The sequence below is a fragment of the Serratia grimesii NBRC 13537 genome (assembly GCF_001590905.1).
Taxonomy (GTDB): Bacteria; Pseudomonadota; Gammaproteobacteria; order Enterobacterales; family Enterobacteriaceae; genus Serratia; species Serratia grimesii.
On the sequence record NZ_BCTT01000021.1, the window covers coordinates 46,370 to 70,494 of the forward strand.

The window sequence follows — 24,125 nt, forward strand, 5'->3', positions numbered from 1 at the left end:
GTATATTAAGCTGGTAAGGAATTAACATGTTAGATATCGCAAAATTTGATCAGATTAATCCCCCCGCCCGCCTGTTGATGGGGCCGGGTCCGATCAACGCCGATCCGCGCGTGCTGCGTGCCATGTCGAGCCAGTTGATTGGCCAGTACGATCCAGCAATGACTGGCTACATGAATCAGGTGATGGAACTGTATCGTGCGTTGTTCCGCACCGAAAACCGCTGGACCATGTTGGTGGACGGCACCTCCCGTTCGGGTATTGAAGCGATGCTGGTTTCCTCAATCCGCCCCGGTGACAAGGTGCTGGTACCGGTGTTTGGTCGTTTCGGTCATCTGCTGTGTGAGATTGCCCGCCGCTGCCGTGCTGAGGTGCACACCATTGAGGTGCCCTGGGGCGAAGTGTTCAGTGCGGACCAGATTGAAGATGCCATCAAGAAGGTACGTCCGCGTCTGTTGTTAACGGTGCAGGGTGATACCTCCACCACGATGTTGCAGCCGCTGGAGGCGTTGGGGGATATCTGCCGCCGCCACGGTGTACTTTTTTATACCGATGCCACCGCTTCATTTGCCGGTAACCCGTTGGAAACCGATGCTTGGGGGCTGGATGCCGTCTCCGCCGGGTTGCAAAAATGCCTGGGTGGCCCGTCGGGCAGCTCGCCAGTCACCCTCAGCCCGCAGTTTGAAGAGATCGTTCGCCGTCGTAAATGTGTAGAGCAGGGCATTCGTACAGCAGACCATGCCGATGGTGACGACGAGATGATCTACTCCAACTATTTCGATCTCGGCATGATCATGGATTACTGGGGCCCGGAGCGCCTGAACCACCATACCGAAGCCACCAGCATGCTGTTTGCCGCGCGCGAGTGCGCCAGGGTGATCCTGGAAGAAGGGCTGGATAACACCATTGCCCGTCATAAGCTGCACGGCGCGGCCATGCTGGCCGGTATTCAGGGCATGGGGCTGGAAGTCTTCGGCAACCTTGAAAACCGAATGAATAACGTGCTCGGCGTGGTGATCCCGCAGCAGGTGCACGGCGAGCAGGTACGTCAGATGATGCTGAATGATTTTGCCATCGAGATAGGTACGTCGTTCGGCCCACTGCAAGGCAAGATCTGGCGTATCGGCACCATGGGGTACAACGCGCGTAAAGATTGCGTGCTACAGACGTTGACCGCGCTGGAAGCGGTGCTGAATCGGCTTGGCTTTGTCAGCAAGCAGGGTGAAGCGCTACAGGCCGCTTGGAATACCTACGATGACGGGAGCCGTTGATGGCTGCGTTGTTGACCGCCCAGGAGGCGGAGCAGGCAGCGGCGCGGGTGATGGCACGTTGTGATGCACTGGCGGCGATCAGTGCTACGCCGGGCGAGTTGACACGGGTTTACCTGTCGCCGGAGCATCGGCGCGCCAATCTGTTAGTCGGTGATTGGATGCGCACTATCGGCATGACGGTGTGGCAAGACAGCGTCGGTAACATCTGCGGTCGCTATGAAGGCCAAACGCCAGGCGCTCCTGCGCTTTTGCTCGGTTCGCATTTGGATACGGTGCGCAATGCTGGGCGTTATGACGGCATGCTCGGCGTATTGACTGCGCTGGAAGTGGTGGCACATTTGCATCAGCAGCAACGGCGTCTGCCAGTCGCAGTTGAAGTGATTGGCTTTGCTGATGAAGAAGGCACGCGTTTTAGCATCGCCTTACTCGGTAGCAGAGGTATTACCGGGCAGTGGCCGGCCGACTGGTTGGAAAGGACTGACGTCGACGGTATCAGCGTGGCGCAGGCACTGCGTGAATTTGGTCTTGATCCGGCGGCGGTTGGTGAGGCGCAGCGCGCACAAAGTGATATCTGCGGGTACCTGGAAGTGCACATTGAGCAAGGGCCGTGCCTGGAAGCTGCCGACCTGGCACTGGGTGTGGTGACGGCAATTAATGGTGCCCGGCGCCTAAACTGCACCTTCATTGGTGAGGCGGGCCATGCCGGCACCGTACCTATGGGGCAACGTAAAGACGCATTGGCTGCGGCGGCGGAATGGATGGTGGCGGTTGAGGCCATCACCGCAGCGAGTGATGGGCATCGGGTGGCGACCGTAGGACGGATAGAAAGTTTGCCGGGAGCGGTCAACGTGATCCCGGGCGAGGTCAGACTGTCGCTTGACGTGCGTGGCCCGGAAGACGGCCCGCTGGTGTCACTGCTGACGCAGTTACTGGCGCAGGCACACGCGATTTGCGCACGCCGGGGACTGCGTTTTTCCAGTGAAGAGTTTTACCGCATAAATGCAACGGAATGTGATGCAAATTTGCAACAGCGCTGGCAACAGAGCGTGGTGGCGGCGCAAGGACGCAGTCTGGCGTTGCCAAGCGGTGCAGGGCACGATGCGATTGCGTTAGCGGCCTGTTGGCCCGTGGGCATGTTATTTGTACGTTGTGATCGCGGTATTAGCCACCATCCGGCTGAAGCCGTCAGCCAGTCTGATGTGGCGCTGGCTATCCAGGCTTACTGTCAGACTGTTGCTACCTGGGGAGATGACTAATGCGTCTGCAACGGTTTAATCAATTACCCGTGGCACAAGCGGAACAGTTGCTGCGCCCTTGTGTGGAGATTCCAGCCTGGATCGCGGCGGTGATTGCGGCGCGGCCATTCAGCAGTGTCGACAACGCACTGGCGGTGGCCTGGCAAGCAGCGCAACGTTGGCGAACCGAAGAGATCAAGCAGGCGTTGGCGCAGCATCCGCGTATCGGGGAGCGTGCCAAGGGGAACGCGCGGGAGGCGCAGTTTTCTGAGCGTGAACAAGCTGCGGTCAATGCGGAGGATGCAGAGCTTGCCAATGCATTGCTGGCAGGGAACCGGCGCTATGAAGCGCAATTTGATCAGGTATTTTTGATCCGTGCCGCTGGCCGTGATGGGCCGGGTATTCTGCGGGAGCTTGAGCGGCGATTGCATAACAGTGCAGAGCAGGAACGGCAGGAAACCGCTGAACAGCTGCGTGAGATCGTGATGCTGCGTTTTAAGGAGTTACTGAGCGATGAGTAAAATTAGCACCCATATTTTGGATACGTCACTCGGAAAACCCGCCGCCGGCGTGCGGCTGTGGCTGGAACGTGAGCAAAACGGCCAGTGGCAGACACTGGCAGAAAGCCATACGGATGCTGATGGTCGCGCACGTGATCTTATGTCGGATAGCCTGGTGACAGGGCATTACCGTCTGTCTGCCGATCTTGGCGCTTACTTTGCTGCCGATCGGCGTGCAACGTTGTATGCCACGGCCATCATCGATTTTGTCATCAATGATGATGCTCAGCATTACCATTTACCGCTGCTCATCAGCCCATATTCTTACTCAACCTATCGGGGCAGCTAAACGCCCTTAGCGGTTAACCCGCATTGACGAGGTATCTATGGCTCTGTCTCAGGATAAGGGCGCGGCTTCGTGCTGCCCGGAAAATGAAAAATTGCCGTTGGCAAAGACTTTCGCCTACGGCCTGCAGCATATTCTGACCATGTACGGTGGGATTATTGCGCCGCCGTTGATCATCGGTTCAGCCGCAGGGTTAAGCGCACCACAGATTGGCATGCTGGTGACGGCGGCATTGTTTGTCAGTGGGTTGGCGACCCTGCTGCAAACGTTGGGCCCCCCCGGTTTCGGTTCGCGATTGCCACTGGTACAGGGGGTTTCTTTCGCCGGGGTGGCAACCATGGTAACGATTGTGACGGGGGATGGGGGGCTGCCAGCGGTATTCGGTGCGGTGATTGCCGCTTCGCTGGTGGGGCTGTTGATTGCGCCATTCTTTTCACACATTATCCGTTTCTTCCCACCGGTGGTGACCGGCACTGTGGTGACGGTGATTGGCCTGTCATTGATGCCAGTGGCGGTACGTTGGGCGATGGGCGGTAATGCCAAGGCGGCGGACTGGGGCTCCACCGGGAATATTGGCCTGGCGGCTTTCACGCTGGCGGTCATTTTATTGCTCAATAAAGTGGGCTCACCGGCGTTGAAACGCCTGTCCGTGCTGTTGGCGATGGCGGTTGGTTGCGTGGTGGCAGTGCTGGTTGGCAAGGTCAGTTTTGCTGCTGTGGGGAACGGGCCATGGTTGGCATTCCCTGCGCCTTTTGCGTATGGCTGGCCCACCTTCGAATTAAGTGCCGTGTTATCCATGCTGTTGATTGTGCTGGTGCTGCTGACAGAAACCACGGCGGGGTTAATGGCGGTTGGCGACATTGTCGGTTCACCGGTGAATGCGCGCCGTATCGCCAATGGTCTACGCGCCGATATGCTGTCGAGTGCGTTGTCACCGGTCTTCAACTCATTCCCACAAAGCTCCTTTGCCCAGAATATTGGACTGGTGGCGATCACCGGCGTGAAGAGCCGTTTTGTCGTCAGCGCCGGTGGTGCAATTTTGGTGCTGCTGGGCGTTTTGCCTGTGCTGGGCCGATTAGTTGCCTGCATTCCGTTGCCGGTACTGGGCGGTGCGGGTGTGGTGCTGTTTGGTTCGGTGGCGGCCAGTGGCATTCGTACCCTGGCGAAAGTGGATTATAAGGACAACATGAATTTGGTGGTGGTGGCGACGGCGATCGCCTTCGGCATGATCCCGATCGTGATGCCGACCTTTTACGATCAGTTCCCGAATTGGGTGCGTACGTTGCTGCATTCAGGTATCAGCGCTTCATGCCTGGTGGCTCTCCTGTTGAATCTGCTGTTTAACCGTATTGAAAGTGCAGAAGAAAAGGCGGGAGAGGAAGAACTTTCTTGACGTCACGGGCGCAGTGGAGCACGCCCGGGATCATCAATCGTGGCGCAGGAAGCTGTCGGCATCGCGCCAGGCCGGGAAGGCGCTGCGGTAGCTTTGCAGGGTTTCCAGCGACAGCTCTGCATCCAGTTGTGTGGCGGCGAATGGTTCCGCTTGCGCCAGCGTTTCTCCTTGCGGGCTGAGGATCAGACTGTCACCGCTGTAGTTCAGCCCATTGCCGTCTTCGCCCACACGATTGCAGCCAGCCACGTACACCTGGTTTTCAATGGCGCGTGCTGCCAACAGGGTTTGCCAGTGTTTGCTGCGCGGTGCCGGCCAGTTGGCGACGTACAACGCCAGATCGTAATCTTGTTGATAGCGGGACCAGACTGGGAAGCGCAAGTCATAACAAATCTGCGGCAGAATCCGCCAGCCGCGCCATTCGAAAATTTCACGCCGTTTGCCCGCCTGATAATGTAGGTGTTCGCCGGCCATGCGGAACAGATGGCGCTTATCGTAGGCATGTACCCGACCGTTTGGCTCAACCAGCAGGAAACGGTTTACTGCGCCTTCGGCAGTTTTCAGCGCCACACTGCCGCCAACCAGAGCGTTGCTTTTGCTCGCCCAGCCGTGCAGCCAGTCGATCACCTGCTGTTCGGGTAGCGCACTTTCCCCGGCGTCCATAGCAAAACCGGTAGTGAACATCTCAGGTAGCACAATCAAATCTCGGCCACTTAACGGTGCCAGCAGCGTATCAAAATGACGCAGGTTGGCCTCGCCGTCTCGCCAGACTAAGGGGTGCTGCAACAGGGTAATTTTTAAAGTCGACATAACCGCTCCGCAGCTGCATCCAGCGTGGCATCCTGTTTAGCGAAGCACAGCCGGATCAATTTATGTGGGAAAGGATCGGCACAGAAGACCGACAGCGGGATCGCCGCCACGCCTACGTGCTCAGTTAACCAATGGCAGAACGCCACGTCGTCCAAATCGGAGACGGCGCTGTAATCTGCCAATAGGAAGTATGTACCTTCACAGGGGAGAATTTCCAGTCGGCTGTTTGACAATGCCTGCACAAAACGATCGCGCTTGGCACGGTAAAACGCCGATAACTGCTGCCAATGTTCTGGTTCGCTGCGCAGCATATCTGCCAGTGCCAATTGCGCCGGGGTGTTGACTGAGAAGGTCAGGTATTGGTGCACTTTGCGTACTTCTGCACTCAGCGCTACTGGGGCCACGCAGTAACCCACTTTCCATCCTGTCATGTGGAAGGTTTTACCGAAAGAGGACACGGCGATCGCACGCTGACGCAATTGTGGGTGAGCTAATACGCTGGTGTGGCCCCCTTTGGCGAAGCAAATGTGCTCATAGACTTCATCGCTGAGGACATAGATTTCGTGATCGCTAATGGCGTGCCACAAGTGCTGCATATCTTCAGCTTGCCAGGCCGTGGCGGAGGGGTTGTGCGGCGTATTGAGGATCACCAGACGGGTACGTGGTGACAGCAATTCAGAAAATTGTTGCCAGTCTACGCTGAACGCCGGGGGTTGCAGTGCAATGCGTTTTAGCGTGCCGCCGGACAAGGCCACCGCCGGTGCATAGCTGTCGTAGCTGGGATCAAAGCAAATCACTTCATCGCCGGGACGTACTAACGCGCTGATGGCGGCGAACAGGGCTTCGGTAGCCCCTGCCGTGACGGTGACTTCGGTGGTGGCGTCCGGCAGCCAGCCGTACAGAGCCGCGGTTTTCTCGGCGATAGCCTCACGCAGTGGAGCAACGCCAGTCATCGGTGCATATTGGTTAGCGCCCTGACTCACATGCCAGGCCAAGCGCTCTTTCAGGTAGTCCGGACCATCAAAATCGGGAAAACCTTGCGACAAATTGATTGCCTGATGCTGTGCCGCCAATGCACTCATCTGGGTAAAAATGGTTGTGCCCAGCGCGGGCAGTTTACTTTCGGGAATCAATGCTGAAGTGCTCATAGCAGGCTAATACTCCTGGCGCTTATGTTGCCGTCAATATAACACGATGTTAGTATTTGGCAATCAAGACGCTTAGATGGCTAAATGAAGAAAAGATCTAACCATTAATCAAATCATTCTAAGCTTCATCTGCTGGACGACCTTACAGACCGGGAAACGATAATGACCGAAAATCCGCAACTTACAGCGCTATTGTCTGCTTGCCACTGGATTGGTGAGAAGGGCTGGTGTCCGGCGACGGGAGGTAACATGTCGTTGCGTCTCGACGATCAGCACTGTCTGGTGACCGAATCCGGCAAGGATAAAGGCAGCCTGACAGAAACAGATTTCCTGCTGGTAGAAACTGGCACTAATCATGTACCAAGCGGCCGTACACCATCGGCGGAAACCGGCCTGCATACCTTGATTTACCGTCTCTACCCGCAGATTGGTGCGGTGCTGCATACACATTCAGTGAATGCGACTGTGCTGTCGCGTGTTGAACGTAGTGATGGACTGTTGTTGCAGGGCTATGAGATGCAAAAATCACTCAGCGGACAAAACACGCACCTGGACAGCGTGGTTATCCCCATTTTCGATAACGATCAGGACATCCCGCGATTAGCAGCACGTGTGGCGGCTTATGCTGAAGTAACGCCATTGCAATATGGTTTTCTGGTGCGGGGACACGGTTTGTATTGCTGGGGCCGCCAGGTCGCAGAGGCTCGCCGTCATCTCGAAGGGCTGGAATTCCTGTTCCAGTGCGAACTGCAACGCCGTTTACTGGAGGCAAAATGATCCGCGCTATCGTCACCGACATTGAAGGCACCACCAGCGATATCCGCTTCGTACATCAAGTATTGTTCCCTTATGCACGTGAAAGGTTGGAGACGTTTCTTCGTCAGCACGCCGCTGATGCCGAAGTGACCGCGCCGCTGGCCGACTTACGCCATGAAATTGATCAGCCGCAGGCGGATATTGAGCAACTGATTACCACGCTGTATCGCTTTATGGACGAAGACCGCAAGTCTACCGCGCTGAAAGCATTGCAAGGCATCATTTGGCGCAGTGGCTACCAGAACGGTGATTTTCGTGGGCATTTGTATCCCGAAGTGGCCGGGCAATTGGCTGTCTGGCAGCAGCAAGGGCTGAAGTTGTATGTCTACTCATCCGGGTCGGTAGAGGCACAGAAACTGCTGTTCGGATACAGCGATGCCGGGGATCTGCGGCCGCTGTTCAGCGGTTATTTTGATACCCACGTTGGTGCCAAGCGTGACGTTGCGTCGTATCGTAATATTGCCAGTGAAATCGGTATTGATCCTGACGCGCTATTATTTCTTTCTGACATTCACCAAGAGCTGGACGCCGCGCGTGCCGCCGGTTGGCATACCTGCCAACTAATCCGCAATGATGCCGATGAACAAAGCCAACATCCGCAGGTTAACCGGTTTGATCATATCGATTTAGGAGAGTTTGCCTCATGAGTGGATTAACCATTTTCAGTGATAAAGAGCCACAGCAGCCTTTGTGGCAGAGCAATGATGCGCAGGCGATCCAGCAGCAGCTGGCGCAGATTGGCGTACGTTTCGAACGCTGGCAGGCGGATCGCGAACTGGGTGAAAACCCGGAACCTGCGGCGGTGATCGCCGCCTATCAGCATCAGATCGATCGACTGGTGGCGGAGAAGGGTTACCAGAGTTGGGACGTGATTAGCATGCGTCCGGATAATGCCCAGCGTGACGTGTTGCGCAGCAAGTTTTTATCCGAGCATACCCACGGCGAAGATGAAGTGCGTTTCTTTGTCGAGGGTGCTGGACTGTTCTGCCTGCATCTGGATGGCAAGATCTTCCAGATCCTGTGTGAGAAGAACGATCTGATTTCGGTGCCGGCCGATACCCGCCATTGGTTCGATATGGGCTCAGCACCGAATTTCACTGCCATCCGCGTGTTCGATAACCCGGAAGGCTGGGTGGCGCATTTCACCGGCGACAACATCGCCGATGCGTATCCACGTCTCGATTGACCGCTATGATGCGGGCGTTAGCCTAACGCCCGCGTGAAAATTCCTTCATTAGCTTGTTGCGGCGTGATCACGCCGCTGTCGAACACCCAGCCACTAATCAGTGCCGCTGGCGTCACGTCGAATGCCGGGTTATAGACCGGGGCATCAACAGGTGCCCACTGGCATGAGCCAAAGCTACCCGCAACACCGGTCACCTCGGTGGCAGCGCGCTGCTCAATCGGGATTGCGGCTCCATTTGGGCAGTGCGGATCATGGGTGGTGTGCGGCGCGGCGACGTAGAACGGAATACGGTGGTAATGCGCCAGCACCGCCAGGCTATAGGTGCCAATCTTGTTAGCGACATCACCGTTAGCGGCGATGCGGTCGGCACCGACCCACACGGCATCTACTTGGCCCTGCGCCATTAGGCTAGCGGCCATAGAGTCGCAAATCAGCTTATATGGGATACCCAGTTCGCCCAGTTCCCAAGCGGTCAGTCGCCCTCCCTGTAGCAGCGGACGGGTTTCATCGACCCACACCTGTTGTACATTGCCTTGCTGATGAGCGCGCAACAGAACGCCGATGGCTGTGCCAATCCCCGCGGTTGCCAGGCCACCGGTGTTGCAATGTGTCAGCAGACGGCTGCCGGGTTTCACCAGTTCGGCACCGTGATCGGCAATGCGATCGCACAACTTGCGATCTTCTTCCACTAATCGCAATGCTTCTTCCACCATCGCGGATACCCACTGAGGTTGTGCTAGTGCGAGCTTCATGCGATCCAGATTGTTCATCAGGTTGACTGCCGTCGGTCGTGCGGCACGTAACGTGATCAGTGCTTGCTCCAGTTCTTCACGCGGCAGGCCGCGTTCCGCCAACAGAGCCAATAGCAGGCTGGCGGATAAGCCAATTAACGGCGCACCGCGTACTCGCAGGCTGTGAATATGCCCCACCAATTCTTCCACGCTGTCACAGGTACGCCACTGTTTTTCCTGCGGCAAAGCCTGTTGATCGAGGATCCAAAGTCGGTTGTCACTCAAGGTCAAACTGGTGGTGTTAAACGCTTGCATCGGCGGTTAATTCCTTGTTGCGTAGTTATTGCATCTGGAAAGCTATTCTGCCAACATGACATCCGGATGTATAGACGTCCAAATGCTTTTACGTCTAAAAAAATAAAATTGCTACGCCAGTGAGAAAGGAAGGAGGGGTTGGGTATGTCGCATTATCGTACGTTTACTGCTGCCGATGCTGTTGAGTATGCACGTCAATACGGGCAACTCACCGATCCTCACGCGCTCGTTAGCGCCGACGAGATTGGCGACGGTAACCTGAACCTGGTGTTCAAGATCCGCGATCGTGACGGTATAAGCCGGGTGATCGTCAAACAGGCACTTCCGTACGTACGTTGCGTGGGGGAATCTTGGCCATTGACCTTGGATCGTGCGCGTATTGAAGCAGAGACCTTGTTGATCCACGGTGGTTTTTGTCCACGGCATACGGTAAAGGTACTCCATCACGATCCCGAGCTGGCGGTGATGGTACAAGAAGATCTTTCTGATCATCACATCTGGCGCAGCGAATTGCTCAAGGGCAAGTATTACCCGTTGGCGGTTGGACAACTGGCGGAATATTTGGCCCAGACCCTCTTCCATACCTCCGACTTTTATCAGTCGGCCCAGCAGAAAAAGGCTGAGGTCAGCCGTTTTACCAATCCTGAACTGTGTCAGATCACTGAAGATCTGTTCTTTACCGATCCCTATATTGATCATGAACGTAATCAGTTCGATGCTGCACTGCTGCCGCAGGTGCTTGAACTGCGTCATGATGCGCCGCTAAAACTCGCAGTCGCCGGGTTGAAACATCGCTTCTTGAGCAAGGCAGAAGCATTGCTGCATGGCGATATTCACAGTGGCTCGATTTTTGTCGCGGAAGGTAAACTGAAGGCGATAGACGCCGAATTTGGTTTCTATGGCCCGATCGGCTTTGATGTCGGTAGCGTGCTGGGGAACCTGTTATTGAATTACTGTGGCTTGCCGGGGCTTTTAGGGCCGCGTGACGCCGCCGCAGGGCGTGAGCAGCGTTTACAAGATGTACGCGAACTTTGGCTGATTTTCTCCGATCGTTTCCTGGCGTTATGTCACCAACAGACCCGTGAACTTGCGTTGGCAGTACCAGGCTATGCCGAACAGTTCCTGCAGCAGGTGTGGACGGATGCGGTAGGCTACTGTGGCAGTGAGCTGATCCGTCGCACTATTGGCCTGGCGCATGTTGCCGATCTGGACAGCATAGACGATGCCGAGATGCGCCTTGAGTGTCAGCGTAATGCTTTAGGGTTGGGCCGTGCGCTGATCGTCAATGCACCGCAAATCGAACATATCGACGCCCTGCTGGCGCGTATTCGCCAGAACGGCTAGTCTGCCGGATATCCTGAAGAAGGGGGCTGATGGATCCATTGCCAACAATCAACAGGTGGGGCAAGCTCAACCGCTGGCTTGCCTTACCTTTCGGGTTCGTAAGCCAAAATGGCGGCAACCTCCGTGTCTCCCAGTGTGATGCAGATAACCATCAACCTCGGAACGACCCGTTCTTGCTGCACTTTTGAATAGAACCAGAAAGAGAAAAGGGGCGATGATTATCGCCCCTGGGTAAGTCAGTTGATTGCAGTTACGCGGCTTCGGTGTGTTTCTGGCGCTTATCCAGCTTTAGCGACTTTTCCGGCTTACTGGCCGCCAGCGCATCCGGCTCGAAGTCATCAACGTTGATGGAACGCAGGCGACTCTCTTCGGCTTTCACCAGGATCTTCGCTTCATCCGCGCTAATTTTGCCTTCTTCCAGTGCACGCTGTGCCAAACGATCCAATCGGGTGAACGGCAGATTCTTGCCGGCCGCTTTGCACAGACGGTCGTGAATCGGCTCGGCGGCGATTACGTCAGCCAGTGCGGCTTCCAGCAGACCCACTGGATTGTGCTCGCTTGGCGTCAGATACTGGCCACGACCCAGACGGCTACGCGTGGCGGATGGCTGCTGAATGATCTTGGCCAATTGGTGATCCAGTCGGTCAGACGGTGCGGTATGCACGCGGCCCAACGGGAAGACCACCAGGCGCATCACGCCAGCGATAAAGCGGTTCGGGAAGTTGCGCAGCAGATCGTCCAATGCTTGTTCTGCCTGATGCAAGCTATCCTGTACGGCCCAATGTACCAGCGGCAAATCGTCTTTCTGACGGCCTTCATCTTCAAAACGTTTCAGTGCCGCGGAAGCCAGATACATTTGGCTGAGGATATCCCCTAAGCGGGCGGAGATACGCTCACGACGTTTCAGACTGCCACCCAGCACGCCCATGGATACGTCCGACAGCAGCGCCAGGTTTGCACTCAGGCGGTTCAACTGTTGGTAGTAACGACGGGTCGAATCTTTGGTTGGTGTGCTGCTGGTGCGGCCGTTGGTCAGGCCCAGCCAGAAGCTACGTACCTTATTACTGCCTACGTGGCCCAGATGACCGAACAGCAATTTGTCATAGGCGTTCAGGTCGTTCTTTTGCGCCGCAGCCATTTCGTCCAGCACGTAAGGATGGCAACGGATAGCGCCCTGACCGAAGATCATCATGGTACGGGTCAGGATGTTGGCGCCTTCAACCGTGATGGCGATAGGTGCACCTTGATAGGCACGGGCCAGGAAGTTGGATTTACCCAGCATGATGCCTTTACCGCCGGCGATATCCATTGCATCAATGATTGCCTGCTGACCGCGATGGGTACAGTGGTATTTCACGATAGCCGACAGCACGGCCGGTTTCTCGCCCAGCATCAGGCCGCTGGTGATAAGCGTAGCCGCTGCATCCATCACATAGGTGTTACCGGCGATACGCGCCAGTGGCTCTTCGATACCTTCCATCTTGCCGATTGAGAGCTTGAACTGACGGCGGATATGGGCGTATGCCCCAATCGCTAGCGCCATGGACTTCACGCTACCGGTGGAGTTGGAAGGCAGGGTGATGCCACGGCCTACCGACAGGCACTCAACCAGCATACGCCAGCCCTGACCGGCCATTTTTGGCCCGCCAATGATGTAATCAATAGGCACGAACACGTCATTACCGCGAGTCGGGCCGTTTTGGAATGGGACGTTCAGCGGGAAGTGGCGGTTACCGATTTCAACACCTGGAGTGCTGGTTGGGATCAGCGCACAGGTGATACCCGGTGATTCATTATCGCCCAGCAGGTGATTCGGGTCATACAGTTTGAACGCCAGGCCAAGCACGGTCGCAACCGGTGCCAGCGTGATATAGCGTTTGTTCCAGGTCAGGCGCATGCCCAGCACCTGTTCGCCTTGCCACTCACCCATACAAACGGTGCCGACGTCCGGAATGGCACCGGCATCGGAACCCGCTTCCGGGCTGGTCAGGGCGAAACAAGGGATCTCATCGCCACGGGCCAGACCTGGCAGGTAGTGGTTTTTCTGCTCATCGGTACCGTAGTGTTGCAGCAGTTCACCTGGGCCGAGGGAGTTAGGTACGCCAACGGTGATGGCCAGGATGCCCGAAACGCCGGACAGTTTTTGCAGTACGCGTGCCTGTGCATAAGGAGAGAAGTCCAGGCCGCCGTATTCTTTTTTGATGATCATCGCGAAGAAGCGGTGTTCTTTCAGATATGCCCACAGTTCCGGCGGCAAATCTGCCAGTTCATGGGTGATCTGGAAGTCGTTCGCCATACGGCAGGCTTCTTCCACTGGGCCGTCAATAAACGCCTGCTCTTCGGCGGTCAATTGCGGTTTCGGGTAGTTATGCAGCTTGTTCCAGTCCGGCGTACCGCGGAACAAGTCGCCTTCCCACCAGGTAGTACCGGCTTCGATAGCTTCCTTTTCGGTGGTGGACATCGGTGGCATTACCTTGCGGAAAGCACGCAGCGCCGGGGCAGACAGCATTGAACGACGCAATGATGTGACGTTCAGTGGCAGCAAAATAATCGCCAGCGGCAGCAGCATCCAAAAGGTCCACAGACCAATGGCGCCCATAGCAGCGGTGTATGCCAGAAGAATAAGGCTACTGAGGGTGAGGTTCACTCGGTGATAAAACACCACACCAATGAGTGCCAGCAAAACAACAATACTAAGAACCATCATAAGAAGCTCCAAAGTGGCAAGAGGTCTGACCTGTTGTGTGTATGTAATAGGTTTTAGTACAACCCCATATTTTTATCAATGCATTTACAGTTTAATTACAACTTAAGTCACAAACTGACCGCATCAATAATCAAAAACCTCATTGGCGCCTCAACCGCGGTGCTGTTTAACTCACAGTGCTTCTCGGTTTTTCCCCGATCCGTTACACTGCGGGGCGGAAGATTGACGATAACAAGAGGTTCCTCATGTACCACGACCTTATTCGTAGTGAACTGAACGAAGCGGCCGATACCCTGGCAAAATTTATCAATGACGACGCCAATATCGACGCGATTCAACGTGCAGCAGTGCTGCTGGCCGATTCCTTTAAAGCCGGTGGGAAAGTCATCTCCTGCGGCAACGGCGGTTCCCACTGTGACGCCATGCACTTTGCCGAAGAGCTGACGGGCCGCTACCGTGAAAACCGTCCGGGCTATCCGGCGATTGCCATTTCCGACGTTAGCCACTTGTCCTGCGTCAGCAACGACTTCGGCTATGAGTACGTGTTTTCACGCTATGTGGAAGCGGTAGGCCGCGAAGGTGACGTATTGCTGGGCATTTCTACCTCCGGCAACTCCGGCAATATCATTAAAGCTATCGAAGCGGCACGTGCGAAGGGAATGAAAGTGATCACCCTTACCGGCAAAGATGGCGGAAAAATGGCGGGTTCCGCCGACGTGGAAATCCGTGTGCCGCACTTCGGCTATGCCGACCGCATTCAGGAAATCCATATCAAAGCGATTCACATCTTGATTCAACTGATCGAAAAAGAGATGGTTAAGGCGTAATAGCTGCCGAGGGACATTCGTCCCTCATTAATTATAGTACGGGTGCCGCATACCGCGTCCGTATAGATAGACGGTGTCAGTGTGGTTAAGGAGTGCTGGCGATGTGTGAACTGCTCGGGATGAGCGCAAACGTACCGACCGATATTTGCTTTAGCTTTACCGGGTTGGTTCAGCGCGGTGGCCGTACCGGGCCACATAAAGATGGTTGGGGCATTACCTTCTACGAAGGGAACGGTTGCCGCACGTTTAAGGATCCCCAGCCGAGTTTCGACTCGCCGATAGCCCGCCTGGTGCAGGAATACCCCATCAAATCCTGTGCGGTGGTTTCACATATCCGTCAGGCCAACCGTGGCGAAGTCTCGCTGGAAAATACTCACCCGTTCACCCGTGAACTGTGGGGACGTAATTGGACTTACGCACACAATGGTCAGTTGAAAGGCTATCGCCAGATGGAAACCGGCACTTTCCGCCCGGTTGGCCAGACTGACAGTGAGTATGCGTTCTGCTGGCTGCTGCATCAGCTGTCACTGAAATACCCGCGCACCCCAAGCCGTTGGCCACCGGTATTCCGTTATATCGCTCTGCTGGCAGATCAACTGCGTCAAAAGGGGGTATTCAATATGCTGTTGTCGGATGGGCGCTTTGTGATGGCTTATTGCTCCACCAACTTGTATTGGATCACCCGTCGCGCACCCTTTGGTAAAGCTACGCTGCTCGATCAGGATGTTGAGATTGATTTTCAGCAGCAGACCACACCTAATGATGTGGTCACGGTGATCGCTACCCAGCCACTGACGGCGAATGAAACCTGGCACAAGATTGCACCAGGCGAATTCGCGCTATTTCACTTCGGTGAGCGGCTTGGTCTGAGCGAAGGGATTGGTACTGACAGCGGGAGCCGTGGTTGACGCATATTGCGTCATCTGGCTGCTGCTCAGCACGGGTTGACCCAAGACGTATTGGCCATTGGCTACGCTGACCATCGGCGGCTGGTGGTTTTTGACGAAGTAGTCATAACCCGGTTTCAACTGGCGCCAGAAGGTAATGTAGTTGGATGAGCTGTGGCGTTTCAGGTTCTGATCGGTCATGCGGAACGGATAGATACTGATATCAATCCGGCTCTGACCGTAAGCGAATGCAGCTTCGACGTAACGGTAAATCTCATCCATATAGGTGTTGGTCATCGCATAACAACCAATCGATTTACATTCGCCGTGGATCATCAGATATGCGCCGGAATACCCCTGTGACTTATCGTAATCATTAGGGAAGCCGATATTTATTGCCCGATAATACTTACTGTCGGGTTTCAGATGACGTGCGTCAACGCTATAAAAGCCTTCCGGACTTTTAAAGTCACCTTCACGGCGTTTCGGCCCGAGGCCGCCGGAGAAATTACAGATTTGGAAAGAGTTCACCAGGCGGAATTCGTTGCCCATTTTGGCATACAATTCCAGCGTGCGTTCTTCTTTGAAAATCTGAATATAGACCGGTGAACCGACTAATTGCTGTTTAACTACCGGAACCTCGGGAACCTGCTCGCTGGCGCTACAGGCCGTGATCATCGGCATAGAAAAAAGCATCGCAAACAACAGTGCGATTTTTCTCATTATTATTCCTGCTTATATTTATCTGCTGGCTCAATACACATGGCCAACATGCCACTGATTATTGTTTTACGGTCTTAAAACACCGTCAGATTACCAGTGTGTTCTTTTTTAGCAATATGCGATGTGTATAAAAAAACTACAAACTTCGATAAAAGTGAATCGACAGGCAGATTTTAACGATTAGTGGTGTAAAACAGCCGAAATTTAATTGCGTTTGCTTGACTCAGGTCACTGCCCAACGCAGAAAAATGTTGTGGAAAATGTTAATATTCCGGCTCGAATTAATCTGCTGTTACGGTCGCGGAGTAGAGGTGTTGACGTTATCACCCTGTCTATTGCATGGACATCCAGCGGCAACAAAATATTAACAGCGTTTTTATCGCGCAAAAAATGGATGCAGGAGTTAATCAACGGAATGTACGTTACCCCATTTTGTCAGTGCGAAAGATTTCATGTTGAGCGTGATGCCGTTGCGCCCAACCCAGAGGCTGCATCAGTAGCCTCATCATCCAGGCATCGTCAGTACCAGCCTCTGGGGCCGGTAAGACGTGTGAAACTAACCAACATCGTATAAATCCTATGATTAAAATCAGAAAAGGGTTAGATCTGCCAATTGCCGGAACACCGGTTCAGGCGATTCAGGACGGCCCAATAATTCAGCATGTCGCCCTGCTTGGGGAAGAGTACGTCGGAATGCGCCCGTCCATGCTGGTGCAGGAAGGCGATAGCGTTAAGAAAGGCCAGGCGCTGTTCGAAGATAAAAAGACACCCGGTGTTTTCTTCACCGCACCTGCCAGTGGCCGTATTGTGGCAATCAACCGTGGTGAGCGGCGCGTATTGCAGTCGGTCGTGATTGCTGTTGAAAACGGCGGCGATGACCAACTGGAGTTTGCCCATTATCCAACGGCTGAACTCGCCATGTTGCCGCGTGAACAAGTCGAAAGCGAATTGCTCGCCAGTGGCCTGTGGACTGCGCTACGTACCCGTCCATTCAGTAAAACACCGGCTCCCGGTACCACCCCGCGCGCGATTTTCGTTACCGCCATGGACAGCCAGCCGCTGGCTGCCGATCCGCAGGTGATCATCGCTGAGCAGTTAGCTGCGTTCAACGCTGGGCTGTCTGTATTGGCGCGCATGACCGACGGCAAGGTGCATGTTTGTCACGCAGCCGGCGTGAATCTGGGTAAACAACCCGATGCACAGGTGACCTATAACGAGTTCGCCGGCCCGCATCCTGCGGGGCTGGTGGGGACCCATATTCATTTCCTCGAACCAGTCAGTTTGAAAAAGACCGTCTGGCATATCGGTTATCAGGACGTGATCGCCATTGGCACCCTGTTTACCACCGGTACACTCGATACCCATCGGGTGGTCGCGTTAGCCGGGCCGCAAGTGGAACACCCTGTGCTGCTGCGTACCCGGTTGGGGGCCAGCCTTGACGAACTGACTGCCGCTCGTCTGAAAGCCGGTGAGAACCGCGTGATTTCCGGCTCAGTGCTGAGCGGCACCCACGTTGCCGGACCGAACGCCTACCTTGGCCGTTTCCATTCGCTGGTTTCTGTACTGCAGGAAGGGCGCGATAAAGAGTTATTCGGTTGGATCGCGCCGTCGCCGGATAAATTTTCCATCACCCGCACCACGCTGGGCCACTTCCTGAAGAACAAATTGTTTGCCTTCTCGACCACTACCCACGGCGGTGAGCGTGCGATGGTACCGATCGGTAACTACGAGCGGGTGATGCCGCTGGATATCCTGCCGACCCTGCTGCTGCGCGACCTGCTGGCGGGTGACAGTGACAGCGCACAGGCGTTGGGCTGTCTGGAGCTGGATGAAGAAGATCTGGCGCTGTGCACCTTCGTTTGCCCCGGCAAGTATGAATACGCTCCGGTGCTGCGCGATGTGCTGACCAAGATTGAGCAGGAAGGATAACCGATGGGCCTGAAGAACTTTTTTGAAAAAATCGAGCATCACTTCACACCGGGCGGCAAGCTGGAAAAGTGGTACCCGCTGTTTGAAGCGACGACCACGGTGTTTTACACCCCTGGTTTGGTGACGCGTGGCGCTTCGCACGTACGCGACGCCATTGATCTGAAACGTATGATGATCCTGGTGTGGTTGGCGGTGTTCCCGGCAATGTTCTGGGGGATGTACAACGTCGGCCAACAAGCCATTCCTGCATTGCACCACCTTTACAGTGGCGAGCAACTCCAGCAGGTGCTGGCGGGGGATTGGCACTACCGGTTGGCACAATGGTTGGGTGCCTCATTGGCGGCAGACGCAGGCTGGGTCAGCAAAATGGTGCTGGGTGCCTGCTATTTCCTGCCGATTTACGCCGTGGTGTTCCTGGTCGGTGGTTTCTGGGAGGTGCTGTTCGCCGTCATTCGCAAGCATGAGATTAACGAAGGCTTCTTCGTCACCTCTATTCTGTTTGCGTTGATCGTACCGCCAACGCTGCCGCTGTGGCAGGCCGCACTGGGCATTACCTTCGGTGTGGTGGTCGCGAAAGAGATATTTGGTGGTACGGGACGTAACTTCCTTAACCCGGCGTTAGCTGGGCGTGCGTTCCTGTTCTTTGCTTATCCGGCACAGATTTCCGGTGATCTGGTGTGGACCTCCGCTGACGGTTTCTCCGGCGCGACACCGCTGGCGCAGTGGAGCGCAGGTGGGGCACATAGCCTGAGCAACGTGGCTACTGGCCAGTCTATCAGTTGGATGGATGCCTTCCTCGGCAACATTCCCGGTTCAGTCGGTGAAGTCTCTACGCTGATGATCTTGCTTGGTGGCGCGATAATTCTGTTTGGTCGCGTAGCGTCCTGGCGCATTGTCGCTGGCGTGATGCTGGGCATGATGGCGACCGCCTTCCTGTTCAACGCCATTGGTTCTACTACCAACCCGTTGTTTGCCATGCCGTGGTACTGGCATCTGGTGTTAGGCGGTTTTGCCTTCGGCATGATCTTTATGGCCACCGATCCGGTTTCTGCCTCGTTTACCAACAAAGGCAAATGGTGGTACGGCATCCTGATTGGCGTGATGTGTGTGCTGATTCGGGTCGTCAACCCAGCCTATCCGGAAGGGATGATGCTGGCGATTCTGTTCGCCAATCTGTTCGCGCCGCTGTTCGATTATCTGGTGGTGCAGGCCAACATCAAGCGGAGAAAAGCCCGTGGCGAATGAATCTAAAAACGACAGCATCGGTAAAACGCTGCTGGTGGTATTGCTGCTGTGTCTGGTGTGTTCTGTGGTGGTGGCGGGTTCCGCCGTCGGCCTGAAGTCCAAACAGCAGGAACAGAAATTACTCGATAAACAGCGCAACATCCTCGATGTAGCAGGCTTGCTGCAACCGAAGATGGAAGGCGAGCAGGTTAAAGCGTTGTTCACACAACGTATCGAACCACGTTTGCTGGATTTAAACAGCGGCGAGTTTGTAACCGGCAAAGCGGCTACGTTCGATCTGGCTGCGGCATTGCGTGACGATAGTAAAAGCGCGGCGCTACCGGCGGCTGACGATCCGGCGGGTATCAAACGTCGCAGTAATCAGGCAGAAATTTACCTGGTGCGTGACGACAGCGGTACGGTGAACAAAATTGTGTTGCCGGTCTATGGCACAGGTCTGTGGTCGATGATGTACGCCTTTGTTGCGTTAGATAACGACGGCAACACGGTGAAAGGGATTACTTATTACCAGCAAGGGGAAACCCCGGGGCTGGGCGGTGAGGTTGAGAATGCCAGTTGGCGCCAGCAGTGGATCGGTAAAAAGCTGTTTGACGACAACGGGCAGCCGGCGATCCGCGTAGTGAAAGGCGGAGCGCGTCAGGGGGATGAACACGGGGTGGACGGTTTATCCGGCGCCACGCTGACCTCCAACGGTGTGCAGCATACTTTTGACTTCTGGTTGGGCGAGCACGGCTTTGGCCCGTTCCTGAAAAAAGTTCGTGAAGGAGCGCTGAAAAATGGCTGATTCCAAAGAGATTAAACGGGTCCTTTTGGGGCCGCTGTTCGACAACAACCCGATCGCCTTGCAGGTGCTTGGGGTCTGTTCTGCGTTGGCAGTGACTACCAAGCTGGAGACCGCAGTGGTGATGACCATTGCAGTGACGTTGGTAACGGCGTTTTCCAGCTTCTTTATTTCACTGATCCGTCACCATATTCCAAACAGTGTGCGCATCATCGTGCAGATGGCGATTATCGCCTCATTGGTCATCGTGGTCGATCAGCTGTTGCGTGCCTATGCGTTCGAGATCTCCAAACAGCTATCAGTGTTTGTCGGTTTGATCATCACTAACTGTATTGTGATGGGCCGCGCTGAGGCGTATGCCATGAAGTCACCGCCAATCGAGAGTTTCATGGACGGTATCGGCAACGGCCTGGGCTACGGGGTGATCCTGGTGTTGGTCGGTTTCCTGCGCGAGCTGTTCGGGTCTGGCAAGCTGTTTGGTATTCCCGTGCTGGAAACGGTGCAGAACGGTGGTTGGTATCAGCCGAACGGCCTGTTCCTGCTGGCACCGAGTGCGTTCTTTATCATCGGCCTGCTGATTTGGGCGCTACGCACCCTGAAACCAGCGCAGATCGAAAAGGAGTAATGGCCGATGGAACATTATATCAGCCTGTTTGTACGCGCAGTGTTCGTTGAGAACATGGCGTTGGCGTTCTTCCTGGGGATGTGTACCTTCCTGGCCGTGTCGAAGAAGGTATCGACCGCCTTTGGTTTGGGCATCGCGGTGACCTTGGTGCTTGGGATCTCCGTACCGGTGAACAACCTGGTCTACAACCTGATCCTGCGTGATGGCGCGCTGGTGGAAGGTGTTGATCTGAGCTTCCTCAACTTCATTACCTTTATCGGCGTAATTGCCGCGTTGGTACAGATTTTGGAGATGATCCTCGATCGCTTCTTCCCGTCGCTGTACAACGCACTCGGCATTTTCCTGCCATTGATCACAGTGAACTGCGCCATTTTCGGTGGCGTTTCCTTCATGGTGCAACGTGACTACAACTTCACCGAATCGGTGGTGTACGGCTTCGGTTCCGGCACCGGCTGGATGTTGGCGATTGTCGCGATGGCGGGGATCCGCGAAAAACTCAAGTATGCCAATGTCCCCGCAGGGTTACGCGGTTTGGGCATTACCTTTATCACCACCGGGCTGATGGCGTTGGGCTTTATGTCCTTCTCCGGTGTTCAGTTGTAAAGGCGGGAAGAATTTATGGAAATTATTTTAGGCGTCGCGATGTTTACCGGCATCGTCATGGTGCTGGTGTTGCTCATCCTGTTCGCCAAATCAAAACTGGTGAACACCGGTGACATTGCGGTGGAAGTGAACGGCGATCTGGACAAAAGCTTTACTGCTCCGGCGGGTGACAAGCTGCTGAATATGCTCTCCAGCCAAGGGATCTTTGTTTCGTCTGCCTGTGGCGGCGGCGGTTCTTGCGGTCAGTGTCGAGTCGTGATCAAAGAGGGCGGCGGCGATATTCTGCCGACCGAACTGTCGCACATCAACAAGCGTGAAGCGAAAGAAGGTTGTCGACTGGCCTGTCAGGTGAACGTGAAGCAGAACCTGAAAATCGAGTTACCGGAAGAGATCTTCGGCGTGAAGAAATGGGAGTGCGAGGTTATCTCCAATGATAACAAAGCCACCTTTATCAAAGAGCTGAAACTGAAAATCCCTGACGGTGAAGACGTGCCGTTCCGCGCTGGTGGGTTTATCCAGATCGAAGCGCCGGCACACGATATCAGCTATGCCGATTTTGACGTGCCGGACGAGTACCGTGGTGACTGGGACAAGTTCAACCTGTTCCGCTACCGTTCGGTGGTTAATGAAACCACCGTGCGTGCCTACTCGATGGCGAACTACCCGGACGAAAAGGGCATCATCATGCTCAACGTGCGTATCGCCACGCCGCCACCGCGTGATCCGGATGTGCCGCCGGGCATTATGTCTTCCTACATTTGGTCGTTGAAGGCCGGTGACAAGGTGACCATTTCAGGTCCGTTCGGTGAGTTCTTCGCCAAGGACACCGACGCTGAAATGATCTTCATCGGCGGTGGTGCGGGTATGGCACCGATGCGTTCACATATCTTTGACCAGCTCAATCGTTTGAAGTCGAAACGCAAAATTACCTTCTGGTACGGTGCGCGTTCACTGCGTGAAATGTTCTATGAGGACGATTTCAACCGGTTGCAGGAAGAGAACGAGAACTTCACCTGGCATGTGGCACTTTCCGATCCGCAGCCTGAGGATAACTGGACGGGTTACACTGGCTTTATCCATAATGTTCTGTTGGAAAACTATCTGCGAAATCACCCCGCGCCGGAAGACTGCGAGTTCTACATGTGTGGTCCGCCAATGATGAACGCTGCGGTGATCAAGATGTTGAAAGATCTGGGTGTCGAAGACGAAAATATCATGCTTGATGACTTTGGTGGCTAAATGCGTGGATGGGCAATGAAGGGGTTAATAACGACGGTGGCGCTGAGCGCCACCCTGTTATTGACTGGCTGCGGGCCGGAGCAGGTGAATCTCGATGGTAAAACCATGGGGACGTCTTATTCGATCCGCTATGTTACCGGCGATGACACGCCGTCTGCCGCCAAAATGCAGGCGGAGATCGACAAGCGGTTGGAGTTGGTCAACGATCAAATGTCGACCTACCGGCCTGATTCTGAACTGAGCCGCTTCAATGCCAGCCGCGTAGTGGATAAACCTTTCCCTGTCTCTGCCGCCACGACTGAAGTGGTGCTGGAAGCGCTACGGATCAACCGCGTCACCGACGGTGCACTGGATGTGACCGTCGGGCCGTTGGTTAATCTGTGGGGTTTCGGACCTGAAGGGCGACCGGAAAAGGTACCGAGCGCTGCCGAACTGGAGCAGCGTCGCGCCTGGACCGGTATCGACAAATTGTCGGTGCAGGGCAATGCGTTGGTTAAGAGCATTCCTGAGTTATACGTAGATCTTTCTTCGATCGCGAAAGGCTATGGTGTGGATGTGATTGCCCAGTATCTGCAATCGCAGCAGGTCAAAAACTATATGGTAGATATTGGCGGCGAAGTCCGTACTCGCGGCCACAACGGTGAGAAAAAGCCGTGGCGTATCGCCATTGAACGGCCGACGGCGGGTATGGAGCAGAAGGCGCAACTGGTGATCCAGCCGGGCGAGATGTCGATCGCCACGTCGGGCGATTACCGCAACTACTTCGAGCAGGGCGGCGTGCGCTATTCGCATACTATCGATCCAATCACAGGCCGACCGATCCATCACCATTTAGTGTCGGTCACGGTGCTAAGCCCTACCTGTATGGCTGCCGATGGCTTGTCGACCGGGCTGAACGTTTTGGGGCCGGAACGCGGTATGGCGTTGGCGAATCTGATGGGGATCCCGGTGTTCATGATTGTGAAAACCGCGACCGGTTTTGAAGAGCGCTACTCCGATGCGTTTAAACCCTATTTGAACAACAATTCGTGAGGTCGCTATGTTGACCGTATTTGTCGCCAGCTTCGTGTTGTTTCTGCTGATTGTCGGCGGAATGTCATTGGGCTATGTGTTCAAGCGCAAGAGTCTGCAAGGCAGCTGTGGTGGTATTACAGCGCTGGGGATGGATAAAGTGTGTGATTGCCCGGAGCCTTGCGATGCGCGTAAGAAGCGTTTGGAGAAAGAGGCTATGCGTCAGAAGCAGTTGGAAAAGCACCGCATCCTCTGAATAACTGGGACGCAAGCGGCGTAAATGCTTGTCAATTCGTGTTTATCTAAGCGTGTGAGCAACGTTTCGGTCGATAAACCTACGCGGTTTTATGCGGTTTATACGCTCCGACCGAGCAAGGGACCGTAGGCGCGGTCCCTTGCAACCCGCGCCTTTGCCCCATCAGACGGTTGGCTTCGCCAACTTCCCTCTCTTCGTCACGC

Annotated in this window: 24 protein-coding genes; 19 read left to right on the top strand and 5 right to left on the bottom strand. The window is 55.1% G+C overall.

Features of this window, described 5'->3' with window-relative positions:
* The first annotated feature begins 26 nt into the window (after nt 1-26).
* From SGR01S_RS22495 to SGR01S_RS22515, 5 genes are read left to right on the top strand one after another with little or no spacing between them, the layout of a single operon-like run.
* The gene (locus SGR01S_RS22495) at nt 27-1,268 is read left to right on the top strand and encodes a pyridoxal-phosphate-dependent aminotransferase family protein (protein WP_061808648.1); all 1,242 of its coding nucleotides are present in this window, start codon (nt 27-29) and stop codon (nt 1,266-1,268) included.
* The gene (gene hpxK, locus SGR01S_RS22500; protein ID WP_061808649.1) at nt 1,268-2,524 is read left to right on the top strand and encodes an allantoate amidohydrolase; all 1,257 of its coding nucleotides are present in this window, start codon (nt 1,268-1,270) and stop codon (nt 2,522-2,524) included. The genes SGR01S_RS22495 and hpxK overlap by 1 nt, the downstream gene beginning before the upstream one ends.
* Nucleotides 2,524-3,024 carry a 2-oxo-4-hydroxy-4-carboxy-5-ureidoimidazoline decarboxylase gene (gene uraD / locus SGR01S_RS22505; RefSeq protein ID WP_061808650.1) on the top strand — a complete coding sequence of 167 codons (501 nt, stop codon included), beginning with the start codon at nt 2,524-2,526 and terminating at the stop codon, nt 3,022-3,024. The genes hpxK and uraD overlap by 1 nt, the downstream gene beginning before the upstream one ends.
* The gene (gene uraH, locus SGR01S_RS22510) at nt 3,017-3,352 is read left to right on the top strand and encodes a hydroxyisourate hydrolase (protein WP_037423025.1); all 336 of its coding nucleotides are present in this window, start codon (nt 3,017-3,019) and stop codon (nt 3,350-3,352) included. Before uraD ends, uraH begins: the two co-directional genes overlap by 8 nt.
* 37 nt (nt 3,353-3,389) lie before the next feature.
* Nucleotides 3,390-4,742: a nucleobase:cation symporter-2 family protein gene (locus tag SGR01S_RS22515; RefSeq protein WP_037423027.1), complete on the top strand. Its 1,353-nt coding sequence runs from the start codon at nt 3,390-3,392 to the stop codon at nt 4,740-4,742.
* A gap of 33 nt (nt 4,743-4,775) precedes the next feature.
* Here SGR01S_RS22515 and SGR01S_RS22520 read toward each other — a convergent pair whose 3' ends face one another.
* On the bottom strand, nt 4,776-5,549 hold the full coding sequence (locus tag SGR01S_RS22520) for an amidohydrolase (protein ID WP_061808651.1): 774 nt from the start codon (nt 5,547-5,549) through the stop codon (nt 4,776-4,778).
* Nucleotides 5,537-6,697 carry a pyridoxal phosphate-dependent aminotransferase gene (locus SGR01S_RS22525; RefSeq protein WP_061808652.1) on the bottom strand — a complete coding sequence of 387 codons (1,161 nt, stop codon included), beginning with the start codon at nt 6,695-6,697 and terminating at the stop codon, nt 5,537-5,539. The genes SGR01S_RS22520 and SGR01S_RS22525 overlap by 13 nt, the downstream gene beginning before the upstream one ends.
* Before the next feature lie 162 nt (nt 6,698-6,859).
* On the opposite strand from SGR01S_RS22525, the gene SGR01S_RS22530 reads away from it, so the two are divergent.
* The 3 genes from SGR01S_RS22530 to SGR01S_RS22540 are packed head-to-tail and all read left to right on the top strand — an operon-like array spanning nt 6,860 to nt 8,699.
* Nucleotides 6,860-7,474 carry a methylthioribulose 1-phosphate dehydratase gene (locus tag SGR01S_RS22530; RefSeq protein ID WP_037423033.1) on the top strand — a complete coding sequence of 205 codons (615 nt, stop codon included), beginning with the start codon at nt 6,860-6,862 and terminating at the stop codon, nt 7,472-7,474.
* Nucleotides 7,471-8,160 (top strand): acireductone synthase, encoded by a 690-nt coding sequence (gene mtnC, locus SGR01S_RS22535; RefSeq protein ID WP_061808653.1) that lies wholly within the window; start codon nt 7,471-7,473, stop codon nt 8,158-8,160. Before SGR01S_RS22530 ends, mtnC begins: the two co-directional genes overlap by 4 nt.
* Nucleotides 8,157-8,699 carry a 1,2-dihydroxy-3-keto-5-methylthiopentene dioxygenase gene (locus SGR01S_RS22540; protein WP_061808654.1) on the top strand — a complete coding sequence of 181 codons (543 nt, stop codon included), beginning with the start codon at nt 8,157-8,159 and terminating at the stop codon, nt 8,697-8,699. The genes mtnC and SGR01S_RS22540 overlap by 4 nt, the downstream gene beginning before the upstream one ends.
* A 17-nt stretch (nt 8,700-8,716) precedes the next feature.
* Here the strand turns inward: SGR01S_RS22540 and mtnA are convergent, their stop codons facing one another.
* Entirely contained in the window at nt 8,717-9,745 is a 1,029-nt protein-coding gene (mtnA, locus tag SGR01S_RS22545; RefSeq protein WP_061808655.1) for an S-methyl-5-thioribose-1-phosphate isomerase, read from the bottom strand.
* Between the two features lie 144 nt (nt 9,746-9,889).
* On the opposite strand from mtnA, the gene mtnK reads away from it, so the two are divergent.
* Nucleotides 9,890-11,089, top strand: a complete 1,200-nt coding sequence (gene mtnK, locus SGR01S_RS22550) for an S-methyl-5-thioribose kinase (protein ID WP_037423039.1) — start codon at nt 9,890-9,892, stop codon at nt 11,087-11,089.
* Between the two features lie 250 nt (nt 11,090-11,339).
* On the opposite strand, the gene fadE is transcribed toward mtnK, so the two are convergent.
* Nucleotides 11,340-13,796, bottom strand: coding sequence for an acyl-CoA dehydrogenase FadE (fadE, locus tag SGR01S_RS22555; protein ID WP_061808656.1), 2,457 nt, complete (start codon nt 13,794-13,796; stop codon nt 11,340-11,342).
* A 245-nt stretch (nt 13,797-14,041) separates the two neighbouring features.
* Between fadE and lpcA the strand changes: the two genes are divergently transcribed.
* Together lpcA and SGR01S_RS22565 are read left to right on the top strand one after the other, a co-directional pair.
* On the top strand, nt 14,042-14,623 hold the full coding sequence (gene lpcA / locus SGR01S_RS22560) for a D-sedoheptulose 7-phosphate isomerase (protein WP_004949058.1): 582 nt from the start codon (nt 14,042-14,044) through the stop codon (nt 14,621-14,623).
* Nucleotides 14,624-14,724: 101 nt separating this feature from the next.
* Nucleotides 14,725-15,531: a class II glutamine amidotransferase gene (locus SGR01S_RS22565; protein WP_037423042.1), complete on the top strand. Its 807-nt coding sequence runs from the start codon at nt 14,725-14,727 to the stop codon at nt 15,529-15,531.
* On the opposite strand, the gene dpaA is transcribed toward SGR01S_RS22565, so the two are convergent.
* Entirely contained in the window at nt 15,463-16,233 is a 771-nt protein-coding gene (gene dpaA / locus SGR01S_RS22570; protein ID WP_037423045.1) for a peptidoglycan meso-diaminopimelic acid protein amidase, read from the bottom strand. The genes SGR01S_RS22565 and dpaA overlap by 69 nt on opposite strands.
* Nucleotides 16,234-16,812: 579 nt before the next feature.
* On the opposite strand from dpaA, the gene SGR01S_RS22575 reads away from it, so the two are divergent.
* From SGR01S_RS22575 to nqrM, 8 genes are read left to right on the top strand one after another with little or no spacing between them, the layout of a single operon-like run.
* Nucleotides 16,813-18,162 carry a Na(+)-translocating NADH-quinone reductase subunit A gene (locus tag SGR01S_RS22575; protein WP_061808657.1) on the top strand — a complete coding sequence of 450 codons (1,350 nt, stop codon included), beginning with the start codon at nt 16,813-16,815 and terminating at the stop codon, nt 18,160-18,162.
* A gap of 3 nt (nt 18,163-18,165) precedes the next feature.
* Nucleotides 18,166-19,407 (top strand): NADH:ubiquinone reductase (Na(+)-transporting) subunit B, encoded by a 1,242-nt coding sequence (locus SGR01S_RS22580; protein WP_061808658.1) that lies wholly within the window; start codon nt 18,166-18,168, stop codon nt 19,405-19,407.
* Entirely contained in the window at nt 19,397-20,191 is a 795-nt protein-coding gene (locus SGR01S_RS22585; RefSeq protein WP_037423050.1) for a Na(+)-translocating NADH-quinone reductase subunit C, read from the top strand. Before SGR01S_RS22580 ends, SGR01S_RS22585 begins: the two co-directional genes overlap by 11 nt.
* Nucleotides 20,184-20,813: an NADH:ubiquinone reductase (Na(+)-transporting) subunit D gene (locus SGR01S_RS22590; protein WP_020825369.1), complete on the top strand. Its 630-nt coding sequence runs from the start codon at nt 20,184-20,186 to the stop codon at nt 20,811-20,813. Before SGR01S_RS22585 ends, SGR01S_RS22590 begins: the two co-directional genes overlap by 8 nt.
* Nucleotides 20,814-20,819: 6 nt before the next feature.
* On the top strand, nt 20,820-21,416 hold the full coding sequence (gene nqrE / locus SGR01S_RS22595) for an NADH:ubiquinone reductase (Na(+)-transporting) subunit E (protein ID WP_037423055.1): 597 nt from the start codon (nt 20,820-20,822) through the stop codon (nt 21,414-21,416).
* Between the two features lie 15 nt (nt 21,417-21,431).
* Entirely contained in the window at nt 21,432-22,655 is a 1,224-nt protein-coding gene (gene nqrF, locus SGR01S_RS22600) for an NADH:ubiquinone reductase (Na(+)-transporting) subunit F (RefSeq protein ID WP_037423058.1), read from the top strand.
* On the top strand, nt 22,656-23,687 hold the full coding sequence (locus tag SGR01S_RS22605) for an FAD:protein FMN transferase (protein ID WP_037423061.1): 1,032 nt from the start codon (nt 22,656-22,658) through the stop codon (nt 23,685-23,687).
* 7 nt (nt 23,688-23,694) lie between these two features.
* The gene (gene nqrM / locus SGR01S_RS22610) at nt 23,695-23,922 is read left to right on the top strand and encodes a (Na+)-NQR maturation NqrM (RefSeq protein WP_037423064.1); all 228 of its coding nucleotides are present in this window, start codon (nt 23,695-23,697) and stop codon (nt 23,920-23,922) included.
* Nucleotides 23,923-24,125: the final 203 nt, after the last annotated feature.

What these genes read in the sequence shown, in the direction of transcription:
- SGR01S_RS22495 (WP_061808648.1), top strand. Translation starts at nt 27, where the DNA reads ATGTTAGATATCGCAAAATTTGATCAGATTAATCCCCCCGCCCGCCTG.
- hpxK (WP_061808649.1), top strand. Translation starts at nt 1,268, where the DNA reads ATGGCTGCGTTGTTGACCGCCCAGGAGGCGGAGCAGGCAGCGGCGCGG.
- uraD (WP_061808650.1), top strand. Translation starts at nt 2,524, where the DNA reads ATGCGTCTGCAACGGTTTAATCAATTACCCGTGGCACAAGCGGAACAG.
- uraH (WP_037423025.1), top strand. Translation starts at nt 3,017, where the DNA reads ATGAGTAAAATTAGCACCCATATTTTGGATACGTCACTCGGAAAACCC.
- SGR01S_RS22515 (WP_037423027.1), top strand. Translation starts at nt 3,390, where the DNA reads ATGGCTCTGTCTCAGGATAAGGGCGCGGCTTCGTGCTGCCCGGAAAAT.
- SGR01S_RS22520 (WP_061808651.1), bottom strand. Translation starts at nt 5,549, where the DNA reads ATGTCGACTTTAAAAATTACCCTGTTGCAGCACCCCTTAGTCTGGCGA.
- SGR01S_RS22525 (WP_061808652.1), bottom strand. Translation starts at nt 6,697, where the DNA reads ATGAGCACTTCAGCATTGATTCCCGAAAGTAAACTGCCCGCGCTGGGC.
- SGR01S_RS22530 (WP_037423033.1), top strand. Translation starts at nt 6,860, where the DNA reads ATGACCGAAAATCCGCAACTTACAGCGCTATTGTCTGCTTGCCACTGG.
- mtnC (WP_061808653.1), top strand. Translation starts at nt 7,471, where the DNA reads ATGATCCGCGCTATCGTCACCGACATTGAAGGCACCACCAGCGATATC.
- SGR01S_RS22540 (WP_061808654.1), top strand. Translation starts at nt 8,157, where the DNA reads ATGAGTGGATTAACCATTTTCAGTGATAAAGAGCCACAGCAGCCTTTG.
- mtnA (WP_061808655.1), bottom strand. Translation starts at nt 9,745, where the DNA reads ATGCAAGCGTTTAACACCACCAGTTTGACCTTGAGTGACAACCGACTT.
- mtnK (WP_037423039.1), top strand. Translation starts at nt 9,890, where the DNA reads ATGTCGCATTATCGTACGTTTACTGCTGCCGATGCTGTTGAGTATGCA.
- fadE (WP_061808656.1), bottom strand. Translation starts at nt 13,796, where the DNA reads ATGATGGTTCTTAGTATTGTTGTTTTGCTGGCACTCATTGGTGTGGTG.
- lpcA (WP_004949058.1), top strand. Translation starts at nt 14,042, where the DNA reads ATGTACCACGACCTTATTCGTAGTGAACTGAACGAAGCGGCCGATACC.
- SGR01S_RS22565 (WP_037423042.1), top strand. Translation starts at nt 14,725, where the DNA reads ATGTGTGAACTGCTCGGGATGAGCGCAAACGTACCGACCGATATTTGC.
- dpaA (WP_037423045.1), bottom strand. Translation starts at nt 16,233, where the DNA reads ATGAGAAAAATCGCACTGTTGTTTGCGATGCTTTTTTCTATGCCGATG.
- SGR01S_RS22575 (WP_061808657.1), top strand. Translation starts at nt 16,813, where the DNA reads ATGATTAAAATCAGAAAAGGGTTAGATCTGCCAATTGCCGGAACACCG.
- SGR01S_RS22580 (WP_061808658.1), top strand. Translation starts at nt 18,166, where the DNA reads ATGGGCCTGAAGAACTTTTTTGAAAAAATCGAGCATCACTTCACACCG.
- SGR01S_RS22590 (WP_020825369.1), top strand. Translation starts at nt 20,184, where the DNA reads ATGGCTGATTCCAAAGAGATTAAACGGGTCCTTTTGGGGCCGCTGTTC.
- nqrE (WP_037423055.1), top strand. Translation starts at nt 20,820, where the DNA reads ATGGAACATTATATCAGCCTGTTTGTACGCGCAGTGTTCGTTGAGAAC.
- nqrF (WP_037423058.1), top strand. Translation starts at nt 21,432, where the DNA reads ATGGAAATTATTTTAGGCGTCGCGATGTTTACCGGCATCGTCATGGTG.
- SGR01S_RS22605 (WP_037423061.1), top strand. Translation starts at nt 22,656, where the DNA reads ATGCGTGGATGGGCAATGAAGGGGTTAATAACGACGGTGGCGCTGAGC.
- nqrM (WP_037423064.1), top strand. Translation starts at nt 23,695, where the DNA reads ATGTTGACCGTATTTGTCGCCAGCTTCGTGTTGTTTCTGCTGATTGTC.